This window comes from Streptomyces sp. TE5632, from assembly GCF_054061295.1.
In genome coordinates this window covers 453,743-470,336 of record NZ_JBSSEA010000002.1, presented here as the reverse complement: position 1 = coordinate 470,336, position 16,594 = coordinate 453,743, and the positions used below count along the sequence as shown (strand labels likewise).

At 72.9% G+C, this 16,594-nt stretch carries 13 protein-coding genes; 5 read left to right on the top strand and 8 right to left on the bottom strand.

Going from position 1 to position 16,594, the window contains the following annotated elements; all coding sequences use genetic code 11:
• Nucleotides 1-237: 237 nt before the first annotated feature.
• The 4 genes from ACVW19_RS04230 to ACVW19_RS04215 are packed head-to-tail and all read left to right on the top strand — an operon-like array spanning nucleotide 238 to nucleotide 8,120.
• A complete protein-coding gene (locus ACVW19_RS04230; RefSeq protein ID WP_457456681.1) occupies nucleotides 238-2,508 on the top strand; it encodes a hypothetical protein in 2,271 nt (756 codons plus the stop codon).
• Entirely contained in the window at nucleotides 2,501-3,667 is a 1,167-nt protein-coding gene (locus ACVW19_RS04225; RefSeq protein WP_457456679.1) for a hypothetical protein, read from the top strand. Before ACVW19_RS04230 ends, ACVW19_RS04225 begins: the two co-directional genes overlap by 8 nt.
• Entirely contained in the window at nucleotides 3,664-6,585 is a 2,922-nt protein-coding gene (locus ACVW19_RS04220; RefSeq protein WP_457456677.1) for a hypothetical protein, read from the top strand. Before ACVW19_RS04225 ends, ACVW19_RS04220 begins: the two co-directional genes overlap by 4 nt.
• Nucleotides 6,582-8,120 carry a VWA domain-containing protein gene (locus ACVW19_RS04215; protein ID WP_457456676.1) on the top strand — a complete coding sequence of 513 codons (1,539 nt, stop codon included), beginning with the start codon at nucleotides 6,582-6,584 and terminating at the stop codon, nucleotides 8,118-8,120. Before ACVW19_RS04220 ends, ACVW19_RS04215 begins: the two co-directional genes overlap by 4 nt.
• 180 nt (nucleotides 8,121-8,300) lie before the next feature.
• Here ACVW19_RS04215 and ACVW19_RS04210 read toward each other — a convergent pair whose 3' ends face one another.
• The 7 genes from ACVW19_RS04210 to ACVW19_RS04180 all read right to left on the bottom strand — a co-directional run bounded on the left by ACVW19_RS04210 (nucleotide 8,301) and on the right by ACVW19_RS04180 (nucleotide 13,670).
• Complete coding sequence (locus tag ACVW19_RS04210) at nucleotides 8,301-8,636, bottom strand: TcmI family type II polyketide cyclase (protein ID WP_457456674.1); 336 nt, start codon at nucleotides 8,634-8,636, stop codon at nucleotides 8,301-8,303.
• A gap of 28 nt (nucleotides 8,637-8,664) precedes the next feature.
• A complete protein-coding gene (locus tag ACVW19_RS04205) occupies nucleotides 8,665-9,144 on the bottom strand; it encodes an SRPBCC family protein (RefSeq protein ID WP_457456673.1) in 480 nt (159 codons plus the stop codon).
• 1 nt (nucleotide 9,145) lies between these two features.
• Nucleotides 9,146-9,406, bottom strand: coding sequence for an acyl carrier protein (locus ACVW19_RS04200; RefSeq protein ID WP_109382202.1), 261 nt, complete (start codon nucleotides 9,404-9,406; stop codon nucleotides 9,146-9,148).
• A gap of 28 nt (nucleotides 9,407-9,434) precedes the next feature.
• A complete protein-coding gene (locus ACVW19_RS04195; protein WP_457456671.1) occupies nucleotides 9,435-10,700 on the bottom strand; it encodes a ketosynthase chain-length factor in 1,266 nt (421 codons plus the stop codon).
• Entirely contained in the window at nucleotides 10,697-11,965 is a 1,269-nt protein-coding gene (locus ACVW19_RS04190; RefSeq protein ID WP_457456669.1) for a beta-ketoacyl-[acyl-carrier-protein] synthase family protein, read from the bottom strand. Before ACVW19_RS04190 ends, ACVW19_RS04195 begins: the two co-directional genes overlap by 4 nt.
• Complete coding sequence (locus ACVW19_RS04185; RefSeq protein WP_457456667.1) at nucleotides 11,962-12,444, bottom strand: cupin domain-containing protein; 483 nt, start codon at nucleotides 12,442-12,444, stop codon at nucleotides 11,962-11,964. Before ACVW19_RS04185 ends, ACVW19_RS04190 begins: the two co-directional genes overlap by 4 nt.
• Before the next feature lie 68 nt (nucleotides 12,445-12,512).
• Nucleotides 12,513-13,670, bottom strand: coding sequence for a SchA/CurD-like domain-containing protein (locus tag ACVW19_RS04180; RefSeq protein WP_457456665.1), 1,158 nt, complete (start codon nucleotides 13,668-13,670; stop codon nucleotides 12,513-12,515).
• A 247-nt stretch (nucleotides 13,671-13,917) separates the two neighbouring features.
• Here ACVW19_RS04180 and ACVW19_RS04175 point away from each other — a divergent pair, with 247 nt between their 5' ends.
• Nucleotides 13,918-15,573: an FAD-dependent oxidoreductase gene (locus tag ACVW19_RS04175; RefSeq protein ID WP_457456663.1), complete on the top strand. Its 1,656-nt coding sequence runs from the start codon at nucleotides 13,918-13,920 to the stop codon at nucleotides 15,571-15,573.
• A gap of 21 nt (nucleotides 15,574-15,594) precedes the next feature.
• On the opposite strand, the gene ACVW19_RS04170 is transcribed toward ACVW19_RS04175, so the two are convergent.
• The gene (locus ACVW19_RS04170; protein WP_457456661.1) at nucleotides 15,595-16,569 is read right to left on the bottom strand and encodes a hypothetical protein; all 975 of its coding nucleotides are present in this window, start codon (nucleotides 16,567-16,569) and stop codon (nucleotides 15,595-15,597) included.
• Nucleotides 16,570-16,594 lie beyond the last annotated feature (25 nt).

Sequence of the window (16,594 nt, the reverse complement as noted above, 5' to 3'; positions counted from 1 at the left end):
TACACGCATATCAGGAACGAGAATGAGAGATTTTGCCTTTTCCTCTGACAGAGGGGTGAGGGTCCCACTACGATCGCTGACGCGTTCTCAGCTCACAGCCCGTGACCGGGGGTTCTGTGGTCCGGGGCGGTGGCGGGGACTGCGGTCCGAGGGGGGAACCGTGAACAGCGACAGGTGGCCGGGGACCGGACCGGCAGCCGTGAGCGGTGACCCCGCCCCGGCCCGTGGACGCCGCGCGTGACGAGCGTCCGCCGCGACGGACCCGAGCACATCCGGCCACGGTCCCGGGACGTCGGGCACGACGACGCCACGCAACCCGGCCACTGCCCCGTCTGCTGGTCGGGCGATGCCGGGCGGCGATGTGCGGCCTGCGGCTGGGAGCGGACGACGGCGGCCGTCGGGCCGACGGCGCGGGACGCGGAGATCGCCGCCTGCTGGTCCTGGGACATGGCCGCGGCCGTCCTCGCGACCCGGCACATGACGGCGAGCGGCCGGGCCCGCGGTGTGCCGCCCGGCGGCACCGTCGACACCTGCCTGCGCCCCCTGATCCGCCGCGCCCCCGCAACGGCGCCCGGAGGCAGCCCGCGCTTCCCCCGCCCGCTCGGCTCCCTCGACCCCTTCGGCCCGGGTGAGTGGAAGGACGCCGACCCGGGCAGCCCCACCGGCGCCCTGTCCGTGCTCACCGCGCTCGCGGCCGGAGAGTACGACGCGGTCTGTGTCCTCGGGATCTCCGTCTCCGGGCTGGCCCTGCGGGAGCTGGGCCGCTGCCCGCAGGGGACCGGATGGACGCACGACTCCCCGGGCGGTGACGTACGGTGGCCGGACGCCGTGCCCTGGCTGCCCGCGTCGACGACGGAACGCGCCTTCCTGCTGGCCGGCGGCATCGGCGCCGCACCCCCCTACGGGACCCATGGGGTGCCGCGGGCCACCGACGAGGCGTGGGAGCCCGCAGTCCACCGTGCGCTGGCGACGACGCTGGCCCCCCTGCACGCCGCACGTGCCCAGGGCCGCGCGGTGCCGCTGATCCTCGTCGGCCAGGCCCACGGCTGGCGCTGGCCGGGCTACGCGGCACAGGCGCTGACGGCCAGGGCGCCGGCGGCGGCCCGGATGCTGCTGGACGCCTCCGACACGCGCACCCTGGACGACATCGTGGCGAGCGTCTGCCGTCGGGTTCCGCTGCGGCACGGCTACGCCCTGCTCACCCGTCCCGCCCGCGGTGGCCCGCCGGACCGGCGGACGGCCGCCGAGGCCCGCATCCTCTTCCCCGGCGGTACGACCCTGCCCCGGGAAGGCGAACTGTTCGCCTCCGTCGAGCTGTTGGCGGACACGGACACGGACACGGACACGGATGCGGACACGGATGTGGATCCGCGCGTCGGTGCGGACACCGGTACCGGTGTTCCCGTCGGCCGGAGGGGGGAGGGCGTCTTCGCCCTGCCGTTGGTGGCGGCCAGGGAAGGAGTCCGGACCGAGGACTGGCCGGTGCTGCGCGCCGCACGCGCGAGGGTGCGGCCGGGAGGCCGGACCACCGTCACGGTGGCCCTTGACAGCAACGGGCAACTCCGTTTCACGGAGCCGGAGTCGTTCACCGAGGACCGCAACGGACGGACGCCGTCGCACTCCGCCCGGGCAGCGGGGTCCGCAGCCGCCGCGGCCGATGTGCTGCTGCTGCTCGAACTCGGCGGCACCGAGGACGAGTCCGAGCGCCGCGTCCGCTTCCTGCGGTCGGTGCTCCGGCACCTCGGGAACGCCTTCCCCCCGGACTCCGAGCCCGGCCGCCACGGCGCGAGAGGCGCAACGGGGACGGGCGGTCCGGAAGGCCGGGGCGATCCGAAGGGCCTGCGGGTCGGACTCGTCGGATACGAGGACCACAAGGTGCTTCCCGTGCGCGCGGGACACGGCGGGGGGGCCGTCCTCAGCGTCTGGGGTCCCGGCTCCGCCGAGGCAGCGGCCGAGGCGGTCCGCCGCTTCCCCGTACGGCCCGTACGCCACGACTACGGTGCGCCGCTCGAGGACGCCCTGCACGCGGCCGCCCACTGGCGGCACTGGCGCGACGGGGCCCGGCACCTGCTGATCGTGCTGGCCCGCAGGCCGCCCCATCCCGCCCGTCAGCAGGCCGACCTCAGCCTGCCCTGCCCCGACCGGTACGACTACGAGGAAGCCCTGCACCGACTGCGTACGGTGACCTGCCCCGACCTGACCGTCATCGGCGTACGCGACACGGCGGGCGTGGACACCTCCGGAAGCTGGCGGCCCAGGACCCGCGAGCGGCTCCGGCAGATCTGGCGCGACCTCGGCCGCGACCACCTGTTCACCCTCGGGACACACACACCCGACGACGTCGCCTCGTGCGTCAACGGCACCCTGGGCCACCCCGCCGAAGCCCTCGGGCTGCTGACCGACCCGGCCACCGGACCGGCGGTCCGCGGACCCGCCCACCGCCATGGCGCGCGACTCGGTTCGCCGGCGGTACCACTCAGCCAGAAGGACAGTGAGCACGATGACTGAAAAAGATCCGGACGAGACCCGGTTCCCACCGTCCCTGTCGTCGGCGGATCGCTTCCGGGAAGCCGGGCCGGTGCCGATGGAACACCTCTGGCGATCCGAGATCCGTGCCGCGCCGGTCGAGCAGGACGAGCGGACTGAGAAACCCGATCAGCACGGGGAGGCCGAGGAGGCCGAGAGCGAGCCGGCCCACGCCGCACCCGTCGAGTTCGCCCCCGCCCCGCAGACCAGGGAGGTGTCGACCCGGATCGGCGTCTGGGGCTCCCCGGCCTCGGGCAAGACCACGTTCCTGGGCGCCCTCCGGCTCGCCGCGCTCGACCCGGCCGGGCCGTTCGGACGCTGGCAGGTGGTGCCGTCCGACGACGTGTCGGAGAGGTTTCTGGTGGAGACGGCGCGGAAGCTGGCGATCGACAAGGTCTTTCCCCCGGCCACCCAGGCCGTGCGCCCGTACGCCTGGCGCTTTCGCGGTGACCTGAGCGGTACCGCCTTCGGCAGGCGCCGCCTGTGGCGCAGGCGGCCCGCGAACCGGCTGGAGTTCGAGCTGAGCGTGCTCGACGTGCCCGGCGGCGCCTACGAGGATCTCAGGAGCGACGGCATCGCCGCCCGGAGCATAGACCACCTGGCCAGGGCACAGGGACTCGTCTATCTCTTCGACCCGCTGCGCGAGGCGCAGGACAGCGACTCGTTCGCCTACCTCAACGGCACCCTGACCCGGATCACCCGGCTCTGCATGCAGGAGAACCGGCTGGACGGACCCTATCTTCCGCACCATCTCGCCGTGTGCCTCACCAAGTTCGACGACCCGGAGGTCTTCGACCGGGCCCGGCGCGGAGGCTGGACCGACCTCGGGCCGAACGGCGTGCCCGTGGTGTCCGACCCCGCCGGTTTCTTCGACTGGCTCGCCGACGACCTGCACGGCAGCACCATGCGACTGGTGGGGCAGACCCTGCGTGCCAACTTCCATCCCGCGCGCCTCCACTTCTTCACCACCTCGGCGATCGGGTTCGGCACCATGCCCGGCGGATCCATCGACCTGCGCCGCTTCGGGAACGTCAACGTCGTCGACGGGGAGTACCGCATCGTGGGCCCGCTCCGCCCGTACAACGTCATGGACCCGCTGGTGGCCCTGCTGCTCGGCATGCGGAACGGGAGCCGTCCGTGAACGACACGTTCACCGTGAAGGCATGGTGGGCCTGGTACAGCAAACAGGCCGGCTCACTGGACGAGTACGACGTGCTGCGCTGCACCGGAGGAGCACGGCGCCGCGCCACGTTCTCCGACTACATCACCGACGCCGGCCTCGGCAACCCGCCCTCCGCGGCGGCCACGCGCGACCGGCTGCCCTGGGTCTCCGTGGTGGGCCTGTCCTTCACCGACCAGCAGTGGACGGGCATCTCCGTGATGGAGTCCTCCACCCTGCGCGACGGCGCGAACCGGGACATCACGCCGACGCGCTACGTGCTGCTCGAATCCGCCGAACTGGTGCGCCGACGGGTGGAGTACGTCACCCTGTGGGACGCCGTGGCCTCCCTGCGTCTGCCGCCGGAGCACGACGAGACCATCCCGTTGGAGGTGCCCGCTCCGGCCGGCAACGGCCTGCTGGAGGGGTTGGAGACCATCGCCGACCATGTGCCCGGCACCGCCGGCGGCAGCGACCGGCGGCGGGCCGCGGCCGTGCACTGGGCCGTGGCCGTGGCCGCGCTCCTGCTGCAGGGCGGTCCCGTCGTCATCACCGGCGGCGGCTCCCTCGGCGCGCGGGCCCGGCTGGCCGTGTTCGACGCGATCGTCGGCTTCCTGCCGTACGGGGTACGCGGCGGGCTGGCCGTGGGCAGTTGCGTCGACGGCGGTGACGAGCCGCACACCCACCTGGCTTTTGGACCGGCGCACACGCCGTCCGCCCGCTGCGTCGAACTGGGCACCCTCCCGCAGGTTCCGGCCGGAGCCCCGGAGGAGTACCGGCGACGGCTCTCCCGCCTGATCGAGGGCCTGGGATGCGACGCGGTCACCGCCGGCCTGCGCGAGTTCGACGCCTCCGTCGCACCGGCCGACCCGGGGGCCGTCCTGGGCGTCCTCGACCGGCTCGACCCCTTCCGCGCCGCGGTGCACGCCGTGGAGGCCGGGAAGCAGTCCGTGCAGCTGGTGACCAGAGGGCTGAACAGCCTGACGGACGGCGAGGAAACGGACTCCGAGGGCTTCCTACGGCTCGTCAGGTGCGGGATCGACTACGCCGTCGAACCCGGGGGCCGGGAGGTGCACGACGCGCTGAGCCGCCACTGGGTGCACGAGAAGACGGGACCGCGGGTGTCCGCGTTGATGGCGGAAGCCCTGCTGAACGTGGTGCTGAGCGGTGTCTCCGCCGCCGCGGACAGCACCTCGTGCCGCGCCAGGCTGGACGAACTCTGGCGGCTGGTCGAACTGTGCCGCAAGGAGGCCGAGGTGCTGCTGCTGCTGCCCGGGAGCGGGGGACCGGCCGATGTGCAGCGCCTGCGGTACGCGGCCGACTGCCTGTGCCTGCTGGGCCCGGGCAGGGTGGCCGACGGCCGGGCCGACGCCGTGCACGTGCTCCGGGACACGCGCCGGCTCACCCGTGCGGTGCTCGTGCGGGAATCGGCCGACCCCAGGCGGCTCGCGGACTGGCTGACCCTGCTCGAGCCCACCGCGCACGAGGCCCCCGCCTGGCTGCGGGCCTGGGCGGTGCTGGCGGTGGGCGAACGGAAGAAGGCGGCCCTCGTCGAACCGCGTCCCACCGTCGAGGACGCCCTCCACGTGCTCACCGCCACCGTCCGTTCGAGGCAGCCCGACTGGACGGCCGAGGCCGTCCGGTGGCTGTGGCCGCAACTGTGTTCCGTCGCCGCCGGGCGAGGGGAGAGCGGACGGACGGGGGACGACGGAGCCACCTCCAGGCTTTCCTTCCGGGGCCGGGGCGGATCGCGGAAACCCTCGGCCCGGACCCCGGAGCACCCGGGCGACCCCGCGGAGCCGGGGGACCCGGCGGGCCGGCCGGACGCGCGCGGCGCCTTGCGGACCCTGCTCGCCACCGACACGGACGTGTGGCAGCACTGCCGGGCGCGGGCCGACGTCCTGAGCTGCCTGCTGGGCGCCCCGGCCGCCGGGCCTCCGTGGCGGGAGTCGGCGTGCCACGCCTACGCACAGAGCCTGCACCGCATCCTCCGGGAGGAGGGGCTGGCGCCCTTCCTGGCACTGCTCGTGGAGGAGCTCGCCACGCCGGTACTCGGCGAACCCTGGGGCAAGGAGGGCGAGTCCACCGTGCTGACGGTCCTGCTGCGGGTGCCGGACGAGGCGGCCGCGGAGAAACTGCGCCGCCGCGTCGACGCCCGGAACGGGGCATGGCGGCGACGGCAGGACGCCCTGGAGGCGGACCGGGCCGTCCAGGCCCGGCGCCTCGCCGATCAGGAAGCCGCCCAGAACACCCAACTGCGGGCCGCCCGGCAGACACAGCGGGACCAGGTCGTGCACCGGGCCGCCCTGGAACGGCACACCGGGACCGGGACCGGCTCCGAGGCCGGCACCGGGACCGGCGCCGGCGGGGCGGCCGTACCCCGCGAAGGCCGCGGGCGCCCGCCCGTCATCGGCACCGGCAACCGGACCGGCGACGGACCCGACCCCCTGGACGTCCTCGCCGGGGCCGTCCGACAGCTCCGCTCCCCCCGGGACATCGCGGTGGTGTGGGCGCCCTTCACCTTCGACCTGGACTCCGGCGCGGGCCGCCGGGCGCTCGAACTGACCGGCCGCTGGTGGGAGAGGGCCCCGGAGGAGGAACGCGGCGCGCTCTTCGGCCACCTGGAACGCACGCTGCTCACCGATCACCAGTGCAGCGTCGACGTCACCGCGGACATCCTGCACGAGATCAGGAGCCTGATCATGGCCGGCCACGCCTCCGGCCACAGCGGCGGCGGATGGCTGGCCGGGCCGGTGTTCCGAGAGGCGAAGCGGGAGCTCAGGGACCGCCGCTCCCGGGTGCGCGAGCTGCGGCGGATACGGCTGATGTCCGTCTTCAACCTGGCACCGAGAACGCCGCGCAAGCACAAGAAGTGGAACAGAGGGAGCAGCGACCGATGAACGACAACCCCACCCGGCCGGCCCGGCGCGCACTCGTCGCGGCGCTGGCCACCGCCTTCCTCACCCTGGGGCCCGCGCTGAGCCCGCTCGCCCCCGCGCGGGCCGCGGACTCCGGTGATCTGGAGCAGTTCCTGGACACGGTGGTGGGCACCCGCGGGGCCAGCTACGCGATCGCCGTCGACACCTCGCAGTCCATGGCGAACGGCGGCTCGTACGCGAAGGTCCGAGCGGTGCTTCCCACCTTCCTGAAGTCCCTGCACCCCGAGGACCTGGTCTGCCTGATCCCCTTCAGCGACGGTGCGCGCACCTGCGAGATGGTCTCCCGCGACGAGGCGCTCGCGGAACTCGACGAGGCGCTGCCCGCCACCCCCGACGGCTCCGCGTCGAACTTCGGGCGCGCCTTCGAACAGGCGCTGGACGGCCTGCAAAGAGCCGGCACCGACGTCGGCGGGGTACTGCTGCTGTCCGACGCGCAACTGCACGCACCCGACGACCCCAAGTACCGGGACTTCTCCGCGAGCGGCTGGTCCGACCTGCGCAAGCAGGCCTCGGGACTGCCCGCCGACCGCACCCTGACCGGCTACGGAATCGCCCTGGCCCCCGGCGCCGAGGTCGAGGACGTCCTGGCCAAGGTGTTCCCCGGCTACCGGATGCTGGACGAGTCGGGGTCCCGGACCCGGGCCGCGATGACGGCGGCTCAGGACGACACCCGCCTGCGGCAGGCCGACCTCGCGGTGGCCGGGGACCGGGGCAAGGGGGTGTCCGTCTCGTGGCCGGACAGGCCGGAGAGCGGGCCGGTGCCGGCCGGATCCGACCTCCGGGTACGGCTGACCGCCACCACCGACGCGCTGCCCGTGCACATCGGCGACCTGCGGATCGAAGGGCTCCCCGAGGGCGTCGAGCCGGTCGGTGAGCTGCCCCGCTCGGTCGACCTCAAGCCCGGAGAGTCCCGCGACATCGACCTCGCGCTGAGCTCCGCCACCGCCCGTCGCAAGGGGTGGGGGAGCGGCCCCAGGACCGAGACCTGGCACCTGTCCGTCGACGGCCGGGTGAGTACGCCGGTGACGCGGGCCGCCGAGCGGTTCGTCGACCGGCCGGCCCGGCTGGCCGCGTCCCCCGCCGGGGAATCCCTGGCGGTGCGGGGGACGGCACAGGTCTCCGTCGACCCGGTGCGCTGGGCCGCCCTGCTGGGCGCCCTCCTGCTGGCCGTCGCCCTGGTGACCGTCCTGCTGTTGCGCCGGTACCGCCCGGTGCGGGGCCTGGTGTCCGCCGAAGGGGTCGACGCCCGGCAGCAGGTGCAGATCCCCCTGCAGGGACGCCGTGAGGTCACCGCGGACCTCTCCCCGCTGCTGGAGAGCAACGGATCGGTGAGGATCAGGAGCGTCCCAGGACCGCTGCGCGAGCAGCCGCCCATCCTCCTGCGCTGCCGTACCGCCGACCGGCCGGAGCGTGAGATCGTCTGTTCCCCCGGCGAGACGGTGCTGTTGTGCGGCATCGAGTTCCACTACGCGCCCCTGCCCGCGCAGCGCGGATGAGCGGAGCGCGTTCCCGGCGGCAGCTCTGGGCGAGCTCTGCCGCCGGGCGGCCCGTGCCGCTTCGCCGGGTGGCGTGGCACCACGGCTCACCCGGGTGATCCGCACACGGCTCAGCCCCGAGGCCGCCGGCTCCGCGGCATGCGCGGCATCGGCGGCCTCGGGGCTGTTCGGTTCGCCCGCTCAGGAGCAGGCGCCGCGCTCCCAGTGGTAGAAGCACTGCGCCATGGCGTCCTTGGGGCTGCGCCACGTCGCGGGGTCGTACGGGCTGACGTACGCCTCCAGTTGCTCACTGATGCCGCGGAACTCGGGGTGCCCGGCCACCTTCGCGATGGCGGGTGCCGGGTCCTGCTCGGACTCGATGAGGTGCAGATACACGTCGTCACCGAACTGGAAGAGCCTGCGGCGGTTCACCCCGACCAGGTGGGGGAGCTCGCCCCGGTCGGAGGCGGCGAACACGTCGGCGATCCGCGGCGCCGAACCGGGCGCCATACGGGCGACGATGAGTGCGTGGTGCATCGACGGTCCTTTCCGGGTGGGTCGGCGGTCAGCCGGACGTGACGGACGCGCCCTTGCGGTCGCGGGCGGCCTGCTCGATCCGGTCCCGGATGAGCGCCATCTGCGTACGCGAGTTGCGGTTGATGTTGTCCGTCATCCAGTCGTCGTCGACCGGGGCGTCGGGCTTCATCGCGAAGTCCTGAGTCCAGCGCATCTGGACGCCGCCCGGGAGCTCCTCGTACTCCCACAGGATGTCCATGTGGGCGAAGGGTCCCGTTTCGACGCGACGGGCGCGCACACTCCGGGTGGCGCGGTCGGGAGTGCGCTCGGAGACCCAGCTCCACACCTTCCCGTTGTCGTCCGGGTGCATGGTCAGCCGGAACGTCGTGGTGTCCCCCTCACGGGAGAGCACCTCGACGGACGCGTACTCGCTGAACAGCCGCGGCCAGTTCTCGAGGTCGTTGGTCATCTCCCAGACGAGGTCGAAGGGAGCGTCGACGGTGATGCTGTTCTCGGTGTGTCCTGCCACTTCAGGCTCCAGCCTTGAGGGTGCTGTTGACGAGGTCGAGGAACTCCCGGGGCGTCCTGCAGCGCTCCGAGTCGGGGGGAAGCGACCCGCTGTACCGGTTCTCCAGCTCGCCGACGATGCCGAGCAGGCCGAGCGAGTCGAGGCCGAAGGAGTCGAAGGGGGACTCCGCCGCCTGCCTGAGTTCCGCGGGGTCGACGGTGATGCCGGCCGCCTTCTTCATCAGGGCGGCCAGTTCGTCGAAGGTCACTTCGGTGGTGATCATGGGTTGTCTGCTCCTTCCCCGCCCGGCGCTACCGGGCGGATTCGCCACCGCGGCGCACGACCAGCGCCGCGTTGGAGCCCATCAGTCCCCTGCTGAGAACGAGGGCCGTGCGCAGCTCGGCGGGCCGAGCACGCGACATCACCAGGTCGAGGTCGTGGCAGATGTCGAACACATTGGGTGTGGGCGGCACCTGGCCGTGTTCCATGGCGAGCACCGCGGCCACCGTGTCCAGCACGGGTGCCGCGCAGTGGGCCCGGCCGAAACCGGTCTTGGGCGCCGTGACGGGCACCCGTGTGCCGTGCGTGCCGAGTGCGTCGGCGATCGCCAGCGCCTCGGCGCGGTCCGCCTCCGGGACGCCCATGGCGTCGGCGAACACCACATCGATCTCCTCCGGGGCCGCGCCCGCCTCGTCGAGGGCGCCGCGGATCGCGCGGGCCAGCCCCTCCCGGGACTCCTCCCAGCGGGACGCACCGGTGAAGGTGGCGGCATGGCCAGCCACGGTGGCCCGCACCGGCGCCCCGCGTCCGCGGGCGCGTTCCTCGTCCTCGACGACGAGCAGGGCGCCACCCTCGGCGGGCACGAACCCGCAGGCGTCCGAGGTGAACGGACGGTAGGCCAGGTCCGGGTCCTCGGCGGTGCTGAGCTCGGGGTAGCCGAGCTGGCAGACCATCGAGTAGGGGGCGAGGGGTGCCTCCGCGGCGCCGACGATCATCGTGTCGGTGCCGCGCCGGACCGCCCCGGCGGCGTGCGCGAGGGAGTCGAGCCCGCCGGCCTCGTCGCTCGCCACCACCCCGCACGGGCCCTTGAAACCGCCGCGGATGGAGATCTGGCCGGTGCTCGCGGCGTAGAACCAGGCGATGGACTGGTACGGGCCGACGAACCGCGGGCCCTGCCCCCAGAGTTTCTGCAGCTCACGCTGCCCGAACTCGCCGCCGCCGGAACCGGCCGCGGTGACCACGCCGATGGAGAACGGCTCCGCGGGATCCCCGTTGCCGAGCCCGGCGTCGTCGAGGGCGAGGGCGGCCGCCGCCATCGCGAAGTGGCTGAACCGGTCGGTCTGGACCAGGAAACGGTCTTCGATGAGGGCCGTCGGGTCGAAGGCCCGGACCTCGCCCGCCACCCGCAGCGGCAGATGCCCGCACCCCTCGCGGGTGATCCGGTCCAGCACGCTGATGCCTTCGCTGACGGACTTCCAGTAGGCGTCGGTCCGCAGTCCGCCCGGCGCGATCACACCGATGCCGGTGATGGCCGCGCGGCGGAGGCGTTGAGTGCGTTGAGTGCGCTGAGTGCTCATCGGGTCCTCCCACCCGGCCCGGTCAGCAGCACCGCGGACTGGAAACCGCCGAATCCGCTGCCGACGGAGAGCACGTTCCTCAGCCTCCGCGGACGGGCGGTGCGCGGCACGTAGTCCAGGTCGCACTCGGGGTCGGGGGTCTCGTAGTTCGCCGTCGGCGGTACGACCTGGTGCTTCAGGGCGAGCACACAGGCGACCACCTCGATCGCGCCGATCGCGCCGAGCGAGTGCCCCACCATCGACTTGATGGAGCTCATGGGCGTCTCGTGGGCGTGGGCGCCGAGGGACCGCTTCACCGCGGCCGTCTCGTGCCGGTCGTTCTGCCGGGTGCCGGAGCCGTGCGCGTTGACGTAGTCGATCAGTGTGGGGTCGAGACGGGCCTGGTCGAGCGTGCTGTCGATGGCCCGCGCCATCTCCAGACCCTCGGTGGTCAGACCGGTCATGTGGTAGGCGTTGCCGTACGTGGCGTACCCGCTGATCTCGCAGTGGATCTCCGCGCCGCGGGCCCGGGCGTGCTCGTACTCTTCGAGGACGAGGACCGCCGCGCCCTCGCCCATCACGAAGCCGTCGCGGCGGGCGTCGAACGGCCGGGAGGCGTGCTCCGGATCGTCGTTGTTCGGCGAGGTCGCCTTGATGGCGTCGAAGCAGGCCATCGTGATCGGTGAGATCGGGGAGTCCGACGCCCCGGCGATGCAGACGTCGGCCCGGCCCTCGGCGATGGTGTGGAAGCCGTAACCGACCGCGTCGAGGCCGGAGGTGCAACCGGTGGAGACGGTCTGCACGGGGCCCCGCGCGCCGAACCGCTCGGCGACGACCGAGGCGAGGGTGCTCGGCTGGAACGCCATGTGCAGTTTCGGGTCGGCCTGCCGGTGGTCCACGTCCCAGCGCGTGCCGTGCTCGCTGACCTGCACGTAGTCGTGCTCCAGCCGGGTGGTGCCGCCGACCGCGCTGCCCAGCGACACCGCGGTGCGCCAGGGGTCGCCGCCGGCGGCGTCGAGCCCGGAGTCGCGGACCGCCTCGTCGGCGGCCACCGCGGCGAACTGGATGTACCGGTCGGCGTGCTGGCACAGATCCGGGTCGAGGCCGTGGGCGAACGGGTCGAAGTCGCACTCGGCCGCTATCCGGGAACGAAGACCGCTCGGATCGAACAGGGTGATGCCGCGGGTCGCGGTGCGGCCGGCTGCGAGCAGATCCCAGAACGCCGTCGCTCCGGTGCCGCCGGGAGCGACCACACCGATACCGGTGACGGCCACTCGCCGGGTCATTTTATGGCCTCACTGCGATCGGCCGGCCGTTCCTGCCCCGGTCCGGACACACCCGGCCCGCCCACGGTCAGCTGGGGACCGGCCACGGAACCGGCGTTCTCCTCGGTGTCGACGTGACCGAGACTCGGGTGCGGGGCGAGCGGACCCAGATGGAACACCATGCGGGCCTCGGCGTCGGAGACGTTGCGGAAGCGGTGCCGCATGTCGATCGGGATCATCAGCCCCTGATCGGCCCGGAGCGCGAACGGTTCCCCGTCCAGGTCGACTTCGAGGGCGCCGCTGACGACGTAGACGAACTCCTCGGAGTACGGGTGGTAGTGCTCGCCGATGCGCTCGCCGGGCTGGATGACGGCCAGTCCCATGAAGCCGCTGGTGGAACCCACCGTGGCCGGGGTGAGCAGGGTTCTGAGGTCGCCCCCGCGCCGTCGGTTGGGTTCCGTCTCGCTCAGGTCCACGATGCGTGGATGCTGTTTGGACATGGTTGGTACCTCCGGGTGTGGCGGGGACGTCCGGGCGCGCGGGCCGCGGACGTCCCCGCGGTTTGCCGTCAGGAATCCGCCGCGCTGCGGTCGGTGACGGGCAGCATGTCGGCGTGCGACAGCAGCCGGTTGATGTTGCGCTCCGAGTCCAGCGGGCCCTCGACGCCGACCGCGGCGCCGTTCAGGAGCCGCTCCAGCTCCGCCGCCTTCCCCGCGCCCTTGATGCCGAGCGCCGCGAGGGGGTCGAGGTCGAGGTCGCCGGTGGCGTCGATCAGACGGACCACGACGTTGTCGCGCTGGAAGACGGTGCTCGAGTACACCGGGCCGTCCGGCTCGTCGGCCGCGACCTCGTCCTGGTGGGAGAGGAACCGGGCCAGTTCCTCCCCGCGGCCCTCGACGGCCGGGTAGTACAGCGCGTGCCGCCGCAGGTCCGCGGGCCGGGGCCCGTCCCTGTCGACGTGGTGCACGGCGGGGAGCGCGGCCCTGGTGAAGAACACCCGCATGGAGCCGGGATCGCTGAGATCCCGGGCATCCTCCAGAGAGGGGTTGATGGCCTCTTCGGCCGCTTGGGTCTCGGGCTGGTCGGCCACGTGGCGCAGCGCCGTGGCCAGGTCGCCCTCCACCTCCATGGCCCGCACCACGCGGTTGCCGTGCATGAACACGGAGGTGCGGCGCAACCGCGTGGTACCGTCCAGCGCGACCTTGGGGGACGCGTACCCGGCCAGGTGCTCCGCGACCTTGGACTCGGTGCCCGGCTTGACGGTGAAGGTGAGGGCGTGCCGGGCCACGCCCTCACCGACGCGGGCCTGCGCCTGGAAGTCCGCGGCGGCCTTCCCGGTGAGCGGCCGGCCCTCCCGCATCTCGCGCAGGACGCTGTAGCGCATCGACCGGGTGTTGCGGACGCAACTGTGCAGTGGGCGGACGGTCTCGATGTGCTCCTCGCTGTTCACCCAGGCGAGGAAGGGCGGGGCACTCTCCCACTCGCTGGTGATGAGCCACTGCGAGGGGTTCTCGATCGACTGGCAGAGTTGGTCACTGATGTGACCGGGGACGGACGCGATCATGCTGCTCATGTGCTCGTACGCGTCGAGGAACTGCTCCTGGGCCCCGTCGTACAGGTCGAGCATCAGGATCACCCGCAGCCTGGAGCCGTCGAACGCCGACTGCGGTATGCGTCCCGCCATACGGCCCGTCGTGCGGTCCGTCGTGCGTCCCGTGGTGGTCATCCGGCGCACCTCTCCTCTTCTTCACGGAAGGTTTTTCACTGGAGGTCGGGAACGGCCGCCGCATCCGAAGGTCCGGGGTCGCCCTGCACCGATCGTCGGCGTGCCCCGTGATGTGCGCGAGCGCCACGGGGCAGGTGGGTGAACCCCGCGTCAACCGGGTGCCTCCAGGACGCGGAACGGCCCGCACCGGGCATGGATCCGGCGTCCTTTTCCACCGCCCGTCGCGGGCGAGGCTGGAGGCAGTCCAATGAACCGTTCGGAAACGGCCGACGAGATCGGCCACCGCACGCCCGTCCTGATCGTCGGCGGCTCCCTGGTGGGCCTGTCCATGTCCGTGTTCCTGGGGCGTCTGGGCGTGCCGCACACGCTTGTCGAACGTCACCCGGGAACGTCGATCCACCCGCGCGGGCGCGGGAACAACGTGCGCACCATGGAGCTGTACCGGGTGGCCGGAGTCGAGCAGCAGATCAGGGAGGTCGCGTCGGTCCTCGCGGACAACCACGGGATCATGCAGACGCCGAGCCTGGTGGAGGGTGACGGCGAGTGGCTCTTCAAGGAGATCGACCCCGGCGGCGGACTGGCCCGGTTCAGCCCCGGCGGGTGGTGCCAGTGCAGTCAGAACGACCTCGAACCGGTGCTCCTCGAGCACGCCCGTGAACTCGGCGGCGACCTGCGCTTCGCGACCGAGATGATGTCGTTCGACCAGGACGGCGACGGTGTGACGGCGCGGGTCAAGAGCCGGGAGACCGGCGAGCACACCATCATCCGGGCGGACTACCTGGTCGCCGCGGACGGCCCGCGCAGCCCTGTCCGGGAGCGTCTCGGCATCGGACAGAACGGACCGGGCGACCTGTTCCACAACGTGAGCGTCACCTTCTCCTCCCGCGACCTCGCGGACATCGTCGGCGACCGGCGGTTCATCCTCTGCTACCTCACCAATCCGGAGGCCGACGGGGCGCTGCTCCCGGTCGACAACGCCGAGAACTGGGTGTTCCACGCCCCCTGGCACCCCGAACACGGCGAAACCTTCGAGGAGTTCACCGACGAGCGGTGCGTCGCCCACATCCGGCGGGCGATCGGGGCCCCCGACCTCGACGTCAAGATCACCGGCCGGGCCGCGTGGCACGCCGCCGAACGGGTCGCCGAACGCTACGCCGACGGCCGGGTGTTCCTCGCCGGCGACTCGGCCCACGAGATGTCGCCCACCGGGGCGTTCGGTTCCAACACCGGCATCCAGGACGCGCACAACCTGGCCTGGAAACTGGCCGCTGTCCTCGGCGGCTGGGCGGGACCCGGACTGCTGGACTCCTACGACGCCGAGCGCCGTCCGGTCGCGGAGGCGACCAGCGCCCGCGCCTCGAACCGCTCGGTCGAGCACAGCCACCCCGGCTACACACCCGCGGCGGACGCCGGAAGCAAGGGCCCGAAGGGCGGAATCCTCAACGTGGCGCTGGGTTACCGCTATCCGCGGGGCGCGGTCCTCGGCAGTGACCCGGCGGCGCCGGTCGTCCCCGGCGGCCTGCAGCTGGCGGGGGAGCCCGGCAGCCGGGCCCCCCACCTGTGGCTGGACCGCGCCGGCACCCGCGTCTCCACCATCGACCTCTACGAGCGGTCACTGGTGCTGCTCAGCTCCGAGGACGGCGCCTGGCACACCGCCGCGGAGCAGGTGGCGAAGCGCCTGCCGGCGCCGCTCGACTCGTACCGGATCGGCAGCGGTCCGACCGCGGACCTGACGCCGGACGCCGATGTGAACTGGGCGCAGGCCCACGGCGTCACCGAGGACGGCGCGGTCCTGGTCCGCCCCGACGGGTTCGTGGCGTGGCGCTCCGAAGGGGCCGTTCCGGACGCCGCGACGGCGCTGCACGACGCCGTCGCGGCCGTCCTGGCCCGGCGCCGGGGCTGACGAGACGCGTGGAGCGGGGCGTCAGGCTCCTCCGAAGCCGCCCTGCCGCCCCCGCTCCGCCTTGGCCTGGTGCTGTTCGAACCGCTGGACCGCCGGCCCGTCGTCGTTCCACGGCCACGGGGTCACCGTGCCCTGGAGCGCCTGGAACACCGGGTACGCGTCGGCGGCCCGGCCGGCCGCGCACAGCGCGTACGCCAGCACGTTCAGATCCGCCTGGGCCGCCGCGTGCTGGAAGAATCCCGGCTTCGCCCAGAGGGAGGCGGCCTGCTCCAGTGAGGCCGCGATCTGTCCGCCCCCCCACAGCTGGCCTGCCGTCATGGCCCGGACGCCGCCCTGCGCCACCAGTCCCTGGTACTGCCGCACGGCCGCGGTCACCTCGACCGCGGCGCACGGCGCGTTGGCCGGTATACGGGCGCGCACCACGTCGATGAAGTCGAGGACGGCCGCACTCGAACCGCCTTCCTCCGGCGACAGGTGGGCGAGCATCTGCAGATACGCCTCGCGGTGCCAGCGGTCGCGTCCGGTGGCCTCCCGCCAGATGGCGTTGACCTCGCTCTGCGCGTACCGCTCGATCCGGGCCATGCCGAGCAGGGTCACCCAGGGCAACGGATCCGCCGGATTCAGCTCCGCGGCCCGATGGCACTGGGTCACCAACCGCCCCGCGTCCTCCAGGTGCCTGTCCCGCAGGCCGCGGGCCAGGCCGACCCTGGAGTGGAACATCAGCGCGTCGGGGTTCTCCGGCTCCTTGGCCAGCCAGGCGGACGCCAGATCCGACCCCGATTCGACCGTGGAGTCGGCCAGTACGGAGACACGGTGGCCGCGTCGGTCCCAGTCGCCCCCGGTCTCCTCGAGAAGCGTGGCGACGAGTGTCACCTCCGCCTGCTTGACGCTTCCCCCGCGCTTGTTCAACTGCTTGAGGACGCGCGTGAGGTCGGCGTCGTCGAGGGCGGGGACGATTCGGGGACGTTTACTGGTACGGCTGCTGAAGAGGGACATGCCCGCAGACTAGGAACTTTACCGG

What these genes read in the sequence shown, in the direction of transcription:
- ACVW19_RS04225 (WP_457456679.1), top strand. Translation starts at nt 2,501, where the DNA reads ATGACTGAAAAAGATCCGGACGAGACCCGGTTCCCACCGTCCCTGTCG.
- ACVW19_RS04215 (WP_457456676.1), top strand. Translation starts at nt 6,582, where the DNA reads ATGAACGACAACCCCACCCGGCCGGCCCGGCGCGCACTCGTCGCGGCG.
- ACVW19_RS04210 (WP_457456674.1), bottom strand. Translation starts at nt 8,636, where the DNA reads ATGCACCACGCACTCATCGTCGCCCGTATGGCGCCCGGTTCGGCGCCG.
- ACVW19_RS04200 (WP_109382202.1), bottom strand. Translation starts at nt 9,406, where the DNA reads ATGATCACCACCGAAGTGACCTTCGACGAACTGGCCGCCCTGATGAAG.
- ACVW19_RS04195 (WP_457456671.1), bottom strand. Translation starts at nt 10,700, where the DNA reads ATGAGCACTCAGCGCACTCAACGCACTCAACGCCTCCGCCGCGCGGCC.
- ACVW19_RS04190 (WP_457456669.1), bottom strand. Translation starts at nt 11,965, where the DNA reads ATGACCCGGCGAGTGGCCGTCACCGGTATCGGTGTGGTCGCTCCCGGC.
- ACVW19_RS04185 (WP_457456667.1), bottom strand. Translation starts at nt 12,444, where the DNA reads ATGTCCAAACAGCATCCACGCATCGTGGACCTGAGCGAGACGGAACCC.
- ACVW19_RS04180 (WP_457456665.1), bottom strand. Translation starts at nt 13,670, where the DNA reads ATGACCACCACGGGACGCACGACGGACCGCACGACGGGCCGTATGGCG.
- ACVW19_RS04175 (WP_457456663.1), top strand. Translation starts at nt 13,918, where the DNA reads ATGAACCGTTCGGAAACGGCCGACGAGATCGGCCACCGCACGCCCGTC.
- ACVW19_RS04170 (WP_457456661.1), bottom strand. Translation starts at nt 16,569, where the DNA reads ATGTCCCTCTTCAGCAGCCGTACCAGTAAACGTCCCCGAATCGTCCCC.